Genomic DNA, 8,391 nt, shown 5'->3' with positions numbered 1-8,391 from the left:
TGCGCTGAACCTGCATGGCCTGGGCTTGTTCGCTTATCCCAACCCGCTCGATTTGCGGGGCTGCATCCGATTTCCGGTGGGCGGGGCTCCACCCGCCCCCACGGAACCCGCCCCGACTTCGCGCCGCACGCTCGTGCCGATCGGTGGCGGCAAGGACTCGCTCGTCAGCGTCGAGATGCTCAAGGCGGCCGGTGTCGATGCGACCGCGGTGTGGGTCGGCAACTCGCCGCTGATCGCCGCGTGCGCGGCACGCACGGGGCTGCCGCTGCTCAACATCCGGCGCGAGCTGTCGCCGCTGCTGTTCGAGTACAACAAGCAGGGCGCGTACAACGGGCACATCCCGGTCACCGCGATCAACTCGGCGATCCTCGCCGTCGCCGCGGTGCTGTACGGCCACGACGCGATTGCGTTCTCGAACGAGCGCTCGGCGTCGAGCGCGACGCTCGAATACGACGGCCAGCCGGTCAATCACCAGTGGAGCAAGGGCTGGGAGTTCGAGCGCAGCTTCCACGAGCGGCTGCACGCGCTCGTCTCGCCGACGCTCGACTACTACTCGCTGCTGCGCCCGCTGTCCGAACTCGCGGTCGCCGAGCGCTTCGCGCGCACCGCGCGCTACGACGACGTGTTCTCGAGCTGCAACCGCAACTTCCGCATCCTCGGGCCGAAGCCGGCCGATCGCTGGTGCGGTCAGTGCCCGAAGTGCCACTTCGTGTTCCTCGCGCTCGCCCCCTTCATGCCCAAGCCGCGCCTGCTCGCGATCTTCGGCCGCAACCTGCTCGACGACGAGTCGCTCGCGGCCGCGTTCGACGCGTTGATGGAATACCGCGACCACAAGCCGTTCGAATGCGTCGGCGAAGGCGGCGAGTCCCGCGCGGCGATGCATGCGCTCGCGCAGCGCGCCGAGTGGCGCGAGGACGCCCTCGTCGCGCGCTTCGTCGACGAAGTGCTGCCGCAGGTCGATCAGGCATCGCTCGCACTCGCGCCGCTGCTGGCGCCCGCGGGCGAAACGCGCATTCCGCGGGTGCTGCTCGCGCAGGTCGAAGGACGGTCGCGCGATGCGCTTCGCTGAACTCGCCGGCAAGCGCGTCGCGGTCTGGGGCTTCGGCCGCGAAGGCCATGCCGCGCTCGCCGCGCTGCAGCTGCGCCTGCCGGGCCAGCCGGTGACGCTGTTCTGCAACGACGCCGAAGCGCCGTACGGGCTCGCGGTGCATCCGGCGGTGCGGGTCGTCGTCGAGTCGCCGGGCGCGGCTGCGCTGTCGAACCACGACGTCGTGATCAAATCGCCCGGTATCGCCGCGTATCGCCAGGAGATCCTCGAAGCGCAGCACAACGGCACGCATTTCACGTCGGGCACCGCGCTCTGGTTCGCCGAGAACCCGGGTGCACGCGTGATCGCCGTGACCGGCACCAAGGGCAAGAGCACGGTCAGCGCGCTCGTCGCACACCTGCTGCGCGCGCTCGGACGGCGCGTCGCGCTCGCCGGCAACATCGGCCTGCCGCTGCTCGAACTGCTCGATCCCGCGGCACCGCCGGACTGGTGGGTGGTGGAGCTGTCGAGTTTCCAGACGCGCGAGGCGGGGCCGCTCGCGGTCGCGCTCGTCAACAACGTCTACGAGGAACACCTCGACTGGCACGGTACGCGCGAGCGCTATGTCGCCGACAAGCTCGCGCTCGCCGCATGCGCGCGCACCCTCGTCGTCAACGCGCGCCAGGACGAACTCGTCACGCGCACGTCGGCGCATGCCGGGCGGCGCCTCTTCGGCGACGCGCGCGGCTGGCACGTCGACGGCGATGCGATCGCGCGCGGCGGTGCGCGTGTGTTCGAACTGGCGAGGTCGCCGTTGCCGGGCGCGCACAATGCGCTCAATGCCTGTGCCGCGCTTGCAGCGGTCGAAGCGGCGGGCGAGGATGCCGTCGCCGCTGCGCCGGCGATCGCGTCGTTCCGTCCGTTGCCGCATCGGTTGCAGGCGCTCGGCGCGCGGGAAGGCATCGACTACGTCGACGACAGCATCGCGACGACGCCGCAGGCGACCCTCGAGGCGCTCGCGAGCCTCGGCGGACGCGCGGTCACCGTGCTCGTCGGCGGGCACGATCGCGGACTCGACTGGCATGCGTTCGCCGACGCGGTGCACCGCACGCCGCCACGCGCCATCGTCACGATGGGCGCCAACGGCGCGCGCATCGCCGCGCTGCTGCGCGAGACCGGCGGCGCGTACGCGCTGTCGTCCGCGCCGACGCTCGCCGAGGCATTCGCGCTCGCCCGCGCGGTGACGCCGCCCGGCGGTGTCGTGCTGTTGTCGCCCGGCGCGCCGAGCTTCGACCAGTTCAAGGACTACGCCGAACGCGGCTGCGCGTTCGCGCGTCTCGCCGGCTTCGACCCGGCTGCGATCGGTCGTATCGAGGGGCTCGGAATCGCATAGGGTTTGAGGGCTTCAGGCGCGATGCTCGTCAGCACTCGGCCCTCGGCCCTCACGCGTCTTCGATCGCCGCATGCCTTCATGCGATCATCGCATCATGAATCGCTACCTCGTGCTCGTCATGCGCAACCCCGGTTTCGACACCCGTCTCGTGCCCGCGCACCGTGAGTTCCTCGGGAACTTGCGCGCGCAGCAGCGCATCGAACTCGCGGGAGGCTTCGGCGACGCGAGCGGTGGCGCCTACCTGCTGCGCGCCGCGTCGCTCGCCGATGCGCGCGCGATCGCCGAACGCGATCCGTTGCACGTCGAGCATGCGTCGATCGTGACCGTGTACGAGTGGAACGCGTCATGAACATGCAGCCGGACCGCGTCTGGGACCTGCCGACGCGCGTGTTCCACTGGCTCCTCGTCGCGCTCATCGCGCTGCAGTACGCGAGTGGCGAATTCGGTTTCCCCTCTATGCGCTGGCACTACCTCGGCGGGTACGCGACGCTCGCGCTCGTGCTGTTCCGCGTGCTGTGGGGTTTCCTGGGCTCGCAGACGAGTCGCTTCGGCGACTTCGTGCGCGGTCCGCACGCGGTGCTCGCCTATCTCGCGGGGCTGGGCCGCGCCGACATGCCGCGGCGCGCCGGCCACAACCCGCTCGGCGGCTGGTCCGTCGTCGCGATGCTCGCGTCGATTGCGCTGCAGGCGACGACGGGGCTGTTCGCGAGCGACGACATCAGCGCGGACGGCCCGCTCGTCGCGCGCGTGTCCGCGGCGACGGTCGACCTCATGACGCGCGTGCACGCGTGGAATCGCTACGTGCTGCTCGCCCTCGTCGTGCTGCATCTGGGTGCGATCGCCGCATACGCGGTGCGCGGCACGAATCTCATCGCGCCGATGTGGTCGGGGCGCGCGCGCGACGTCGACGCGCGCGCGTTGCGTTTCGCGCACGCTTGGCTCGCGCTCGGACTCGCAATGCTCGCAGCCGGCGCCGTGTGGGCGCTGGTCGCCTGGGGCGAGGCAGGGTGATGCCGCAGGTCCGCGCGTCCGTGCGCGGAATGCGTCGCGTCGATCAGCCGTCGAAGCCGTCCTCGAATACGGCGTCGTTCGCGTAGAAGTACGCTGCGCCCTGGTACTGCGCGACGCTGCCGTCGGCGTCCGCGCCGACGAGTACGGTCGCGCCGTCGGTCGACACGTCCCAGCCGTACGAGTCGCCGTCGCTGCCGCTGCCGCCGGCGAGCATCTGCGCGAACGACCAGCCGGGACCGCTCCTCGCGTACAGCCCGACATGGCCGGCTTTCGGCGGCGGCTGGGTGCTGCCCGGCTCGTCGTCGAAGCTCCACATGCCGACCAGCGCGATATCGCCGCGCAGCGAGACCGACTGGCCGTACTGGTCGTAGGCATCGCCGGTGTCGTCGACGAACTTCTGGGCCTGCACGAACGAACCGCCGCTGCCGTCGAACACGTACGCGGCGCCCTGGTGCACGTTGCTACCGACCATCGCCGCCGGCGCGCCGACGAGCAGGTCGGTGCCCGACAGAGAAACCGCATAGCCGAACTGGTCGCCGTTGGCGCCGTCGGCCGCGACGATCTTCTGCGTCTCGGTGAACGTGCCGCCGTCGTTGGCGTAGACGTAGACGGAGCCCGTCGGATACTCACCGCTCGACGAGAAGTCGGCGCCGGGCGCGCCGATCACGACGGTCGTGCCGTCGCTCGCGATCGCGCCGCCGTAGAAGTGGTCGTCCATGTTCACGCCGTCGCTCGCGCGGATCGTCTGCACGAGCTGCCAGCTGCCTCCGCTTTCGGCGAACGCATGCACGGCGCCGCGACCGCCTTCGGTGGTCATGTTGTAGGACGGCTCGCCGATGAGCACGACGTCACCCGAGAGCGCGACGGCGCGGCCGAACCAGGTGAGCGTGATCGGCGCCGGTGACGCGAAGTCCTGCACTTGCGTCCAGGTGCCGTCATCGCCGCGCGCGAACAGGTACGCACCACCGGCCGGGCCGGCCATCGGGTTGAACGTCTCCGGCGCGCCGACGAGCAGCTTGTCGCCGGCCTGCGACAGCGACAGTGACCAGCCGAAGAAGTCGGACCAGTTCGGCGGCGCGCTCGGCGGCGGCGTCGCGCTGATCTTCTGCGTCTCGACCCAATGGGCGCCGTCGAGATGATAGATGTACACCGCACCGGCGCGCGCGAGCGGCGCCGGCGCGCTGACGAATGCGGTATCGCCGGCGACGAGCACGCGGAAGCCGTACAGGTCGCCCGCGCCGCCGTCGGCCGGGACGATCTTCTGCTCGATCCACGCCGACGCCGTGCCGGGCGAGGCGATGTCGACCCTGGCCGGCGCAGGCGAGGGCAGGGCGCGATAGGCGACGCCGGGGTAGTGCACGGCATCGCCCGCCTGCCACAGTCGCGGCAGTGCGGCCGATGCGACCGGCACGGCTAACGTGCCCGCGAAGGCGAGCAGAAGGGCACCTGCGGGTGCCCGGTACGGTTGACTCTTGGCCATCGAAACTTCCCCGCGGTGGATGTCGGCCGCACGCTCCCGCGGCCTCACCGGCACGGTGCGCGGCGCGCGCGGACGGACGGTCGTCGCCGTCGCCCCGATGGTTCGCCGAGGCGCGCGCGAGCGCACTACAAAAGGGTGACGAATCCGTTTACTTCACGTGTCGGACGCATCGAATCGGCCGCGCGGGCAGCCCGCGGCCCGCCCGCGGGCGGCTTGCGCCGTTCAGGGGGCGCTGCGCTGAGGGGCGCGGTACCGGCGCATTCGATCCCCGGCTCTGCTCGCAGGCCCGAGCGCCGGGATGCGAGGCGTCGCGCGCATGGGCGACGCCATCGGTCGGCAGGGGTACCACGCGGCGCCCGCGCCTCATTCTTCGTTACGGTACTTGTCGTGGCAGCCCTTGCACGCGCCCGCTGTCTCTTTGAACTGCTCCTTCATCTTCGCCTCGTCGCCCGACTTCGAGACCTCGGCGAGCAGCTTCGATTGCTTGACGAGTTCGTCCATCTTCGCCTTGAAGTCGTCCATGTTCTTCCAGATCTCGGGCTTCGCATCGGTTTTCGCGCCGGCGTCGGAGCCTTCAGGGAACCCTTCGAGCAACTGCGGCGCGATCTGCGCCACGCGCTCGGCGCGGCGCGCGAACTCGGCCGCATCCCACGGCGTCTTGCCGCGCACCATCTGTGCCATCGGGCCGAAGTTCCAGCCGAGCATCGTGTAGCCGGCCTGGCGATAGGCGATCGCGGATTCGGGTTTGACCGCGGCGGTCGCGATCGCGGCGAGGCCGGCGCTGGCGGCGAGGGCGGCGAGGACAAGGCGGGGTCGAAGCATCGGCGGCTCCAATGGCATGGGACGACGCAGTGTAGCAGCGGGGATATTCGCGTCGGCCTATCATGTGCGTCCATCCGACCCCTGCCGAGGACACGACCATGTTCCGTTCGCTGCTCGCCTTCGCCACTGCCTGCCTGTTCGCTGCGCCGCTGCATGCGGCGATGGTGTCGCGCCCGATCGACTACGATGTCGGCGGCAAGAAGATGCAGAGCATGCTCGTCTACGACGATGCGGCGAAGACGCCGCGCCCCGGCATCGTGATGACGCCCGACTGGCTCGGCATCACGCCGGAGAACCTCGATCTCGCCAAACAGATCGCCGGCAAGGACTACGTGATCCTCGTCGCGGACGTCTACGGGCTCGCCGCGCGGCCCAAGGATGCGAAGGAGGCGGGAGCCGCGACCCAGGCGATGTACAAGGACCGCTCCGTACTGCGCGCGCGCATCGGCGCAGCGCTCGCCCAGCTGAAGGCGCAGGCCGGCCAGGCGCCGCTCGACGGCAGGCATTGGGGCGCGATCGGTTTCTGCTTCGGTGGCGCGACCACGCTCGACCTCGCCCGCAGCGGCGCCGACGTCCAGGGCGTCGTCTCGTTCCACGGCAACCTGTCCACCGACGATCCGTCGCTCGCCAAGAAGATCAAGGCGAAAGTGCTCGTGCTGCACGGCGCCGACGACTATTTCGAATCGCCCGAACAGATCGCCGGCTTCCAGCAGGAGATGCGCGACGCCAAGGTCGACTGGCAGTTCATCTCCTACGGCGGCGCGGTGCACTGCTTCGCGATCCCCGGCGCGCACGGCGAGGTGCCGGGCTGCTCCTACGACGAACGCACCGCGACGCGCGCATTCCGGCAGATGCACGCGTTCTTCGACGAACTGTTCGCGGGCTGAGCAAGCGCCGTGGCCACCCGTCGCTCCTGGTTCACGCGTTTCGCGAACGGTGCCTCGCGCACGACCGGTCGGCCGCTCACGTTCCTGCTCGCGCTGCTCGTGGTGATCGTGTGGGGCGTGACCGGCCCGCTGTTCGGGTTCAGCGACACCTGGCAGCTCGTGATCAACACCGGCACGACGATCGTCACGTTCCTCATGGTGTTCCTGATCCAGAACACGCAGAACCGCGACGCCGAAGCGATGCACGTGAAGATGGACGAGCTCATCCGCGCGATGGAAGGCGCGCACAACGCGCTGCTCGACCTCGAGGAACTCGAGGACAAGGATCTCGACCAGGTGCGCGACCGCTACCGCAAGCTCGCCGCGAAGGCGCGGCGCGACATCGAGCGTGGCGGGCGCGACATCGGCTGCGACGACATCGACGACGAAGCATAGGCGGATCTGCCTGGCGTTCGCCTGAAGGAGCCCACCCTGCGACCGCCGCGCGGCGACGCCCGGGCGCGACGGTCGTGCACAGGGTGCGTTCCTACAGGAGATGAGGGTGTCGCGTTCGTGCGGGAGCCCATCCTGCGGCGCGCCCCGGCGGCGACGCGGCTCCGGTACTCGGCTTCGGTCCTACTTCGAGCGGTCGACCGCGTGGTCGGCGAGCACCGCAAGCGCATCGCGTGCATCCGAGCGCGGCAGCGCCGTGAGGGCGTCGCGCGCGGAATCGGCGTAGGCGTGCGCGCGCTGGCGCGAGGCGTCGAGCGCGTCGGTCGAATGGATCGCCGCGAGCACGTCGTCGAGCGCGTCGAGGCCGCCGGCGCGGATCGCGCGCCGGAGCATGTCGGCCTGGCCCGGCGCGCTGCGCTCGATCGCGATGATCAGTGGCAGGGTCGGCTTGCCCTCGGCGAGGTCGTCGCCGATGTTCTTGCCGAGCGTGCCCGCATCGGAGGCGTAATCGAGCACGTCGTCGGCGATCTGGAACGCATAGCCGAGGTCGAGCCCGTAGCGCGCGAGCGCTTCCTCCTCGGCCGCCGGCACGCCGGCGAGCACGCCGCCCAGGCGCGTCGCAGCGGCGAACAGCACGGCGGTCTTGCGTTCGATCACGTCGAGGTAGGCCTGCTCGTGCGTGTCGGGGTTGCCGATGTTGAGCAGCTGCAGCACTTCGCCTTCGGCGATGCGGTTGGTGGTATCGGCGAGGATGCGCATCACGCGCATGCTGTCCAGTTCCACCATCATCTGGAACGAGCGCGAGTAGAGGAAGTCGCCCACCAGCACGCTTGCCGCATTGCCCCAGACCGCATTTGCGGTCTTGCGGCCTCGGCGAAGGTCCGACTCGTCGACGACGTCGTCGTGCAACAGCGTCGAGGTGTGGATGAACTCGATCAGCGCGGCGAGTTGCAGGTGGTCGCGTCCCGCATACCCCGCGGCGTGCGCGGCGATGAGGTGCAGCATCGGCCGCAGGCGCTTGCCACCGCCACCGATGATGTACTCGGCGATCTGGTTGATCAGCACGACGTCGGACGCGAGGCGCGCACGGATGAGGTCGTCGACCGCGCCCATGTCGGCGGCGGCGAAGGCCTGGACGTCGGCCAGGCGCGCGATGCGTGGCGCGGCGGGAAGCGGGGCGGCAGAACTCAAGGCAGGGCCTGTGTGGCGGACCGGGTGGCCTGCAAGTATAGCGGGCGCGCAGTGGTGGGCTGGATGTCCGACGGTGCGCGTCGGTCAAGGCCTACAAGCGCCGGCAGCAGCGTCGGATGCCCTCGCCGCGAGGGGTGCTATCCTCGCT

Annotated in this window: 9 protein-coding genes; 6 read left to right on the top strand and 3 right to left on the bottom strand. The window is 70.2% G+C overall.

All coding sequences use genetic code 11. The features are described from left to right. From ACTHK2_RS00955 to ACTHK2_RS00940, 4 genes are all read left to right on the top strand, one after another. Window positions 1-1,069: endonuclease domain-containing protein (locus ACTHK2_RS00955; RefSeq protein WP_440243764.1), on the top strand; the 1,069-nt coding region annotated here is incomplete at its 5' end. Further along, window positions 1,056-2,420 carry a UDP-N-acetylmuramoyl-L-alanine--D-glutamate ligase gene (gene murD / locus ACTHK2_RS00950; RefSeq protein ID WP_440243762.1) on the top strand — a complete coding sequence of 455 codons (1,365 nt, stop codon included), beginning with the start codon at window positions 1,056-1,058 and terminating at the stop codon, window positions 2,418-2,420. The genes ACTHK2_RS00955 and murD, both read left to right, overlap by 14 nt. 94 nt (window positions 2,421-2,514) lie before the next feature. Continuing rightward, window positions 2,515-2,769 (top strand): YciI family protein, encoded by a 255-nt coding sequence (locus ACTHK2_RS00945; RefSeq protein ID WP_440243760.1) that lies wholly within the window; start codon window positions 2,515-2,517, stop codon window positions 2,767-2,769. Then, entirely contained in the window at window positions 2,766-3,431 is a 666-nt protein-coding gene (locus ACTHK2_RS00940) for a cytochrome b/b6 domain-containing protein (protein WP_440243758.1), read from the top strand. Before ACTHK2_RS00945 ends, ACTHK2_RS00940 begins: the two co-directional genes overlap by 4 nt. A 43-nt stretch (window positions 3,432-3,474) precedes the next feature. Here ACTHK2_RS00940 and ACTHK2_RS00935 read toward each other — a convergent pair whose 3' ends face one another. Continuing rightward, window positions 3,475-4,911, bottom strand: a complete 1,437-nt coding sequence (locus ACTHK2_RS00935) for a hypothetical protein (RefSeq protein ID WP_440243756.1) — start codon at window positions 4,909-4,911, stop codon at window positions 3,475-3,477. Window positions 4,912-5,274: 363 nt separating this feature from the next. Then, complete coding sequence (locus ACTHK2_RS00930; RefSeq protein ID WP_440243754.1) at window positions 5,275-5,733, bottom strand: c-type cytochrome; 459 nt, start codon at window positions 5,731-5,733, stop codon at window positions 5,275-5,277. A 98-nt stretch (window positions 5,734-5,831) separates the two neighbouring features. Here ACTHK2_RS00930 and ACTHK2_RS00925 point away from each other — a divergent pair, with 98 nt between their 5' ends. Together ACTHK2_RS00925 and ACTHK2_RS00920 are read left to right on the top strand one after the other, a co-directional pair. Further along, window positions 5,832-6,620, top strand: coding sequence for a dienelactone hydrolase family protein (locus ACTHK2_RS00925; protein ID WP_440243752.1), 789 nt, complete (start codon window positions 5,832-5,834; stop codon window positions 6,618-6,620). Between the two features lie 9 nt (window positions 6,621-6,629). Next, window positions 6,630-7,055 carry a low affinity iron permease family protein gene (locus ACTHK2_RS00920; RefSeq protein ID WP_440243750.1) on the top strand — a complete coding sequence of 142 codons (426 nt, stop codon included), beginning with the start codon at window positions 6,630-6,632 and terminating at the stop codon, window positions 7,053-7,055. Window positions 7,056-7,235: 180 nt separating this feature from the next. Here the strand turns inward: ACTHK2_RS00920 and ACTHK2_RS00915 are convergent, their stop codons facing one another. Beyond that, window positions 7,236-8,165, bottom strand: a complete 930-nt coding sequence (locus ACTHK2_RS00915; protein ID WP_440243766.1) for a polyprenyl synthetase family protein — start codon at window positions 8,163-8,165, stop codon at window positions 7,236-7,238. Between the last annotated feature and the right edge of the window lie 226 nt (window positions 8,166-8,391).

This window comes from Dokdonella sp. (assembly GCF_051958935.1).
GTDB lineage: Bacteria > Pseudomonadota > Gammaproteobacteria > Xanthomonadales > Rhodanobacteraceae > Dokdonella_A.
Note: the sequence above shows the minus strand (reverse complement) of the source record. Positions and strands in the feature narration are given on the sequence as shown.

What these genes read in the sequence shown, in the direction of transcription:
- ACTHK2_RS00940 (WP_440243758.1), top strand. Translation starts at nt 2,766, where the DNA reads ATGAACATGCAGCCGGACCGCGTCTGGGACCTGCCGACGCGCGTGTTC.
- ACTHK2_RS00925 (WP_440243752.1), top strand. Translation starts at nt 5,832, where the DNA reads ATGTTCCGTTCGCTGCTCGCCTTCGCCACTGCCTGCCTGTTCGCTGCG.
- ACTHK2_RS00945 (WP_440243760.1), top strand. Translation starts at nt 2,515, where the DNA reads ATGAATCGCTACCTCGTGCTCGTCATGCGCAACCCCGGTTTCGACACC.
- ACTHK2_RS00930 (WP_440243754.1), bottom strand. Translation starts at nt 5,733, where the DNA reads ATGCTTCGACCCCGCCTTGTCCTCGCCGCCCTCGCCGCCAGCGCCGGC.
- ACTHK2_RS00915 (WP_440243766.1), bottom strand. Translation starts at nt 8,165, where the DNA reads ATGGGCGCGGTCGACGACCTCATCCGTGCGCGCCTCGCGTCCGACGTC.
- murD (WP_440243762.1), top strand. Translation starts at nt 1,056, where the DNA reads ATGCGCTTCGCTGAACTCGCCGGCAAGCGCGTCGCGGTCTGGGGCTTC.
- ACTHK2_RS00935 (WP_440243756.1), bottom strand. Translation starts at nt 4,911, where the DNA reads ATGGCCAAGAGTCAACCGTACCGGGCACCCGCAGGTGCCCTTCTGCTC.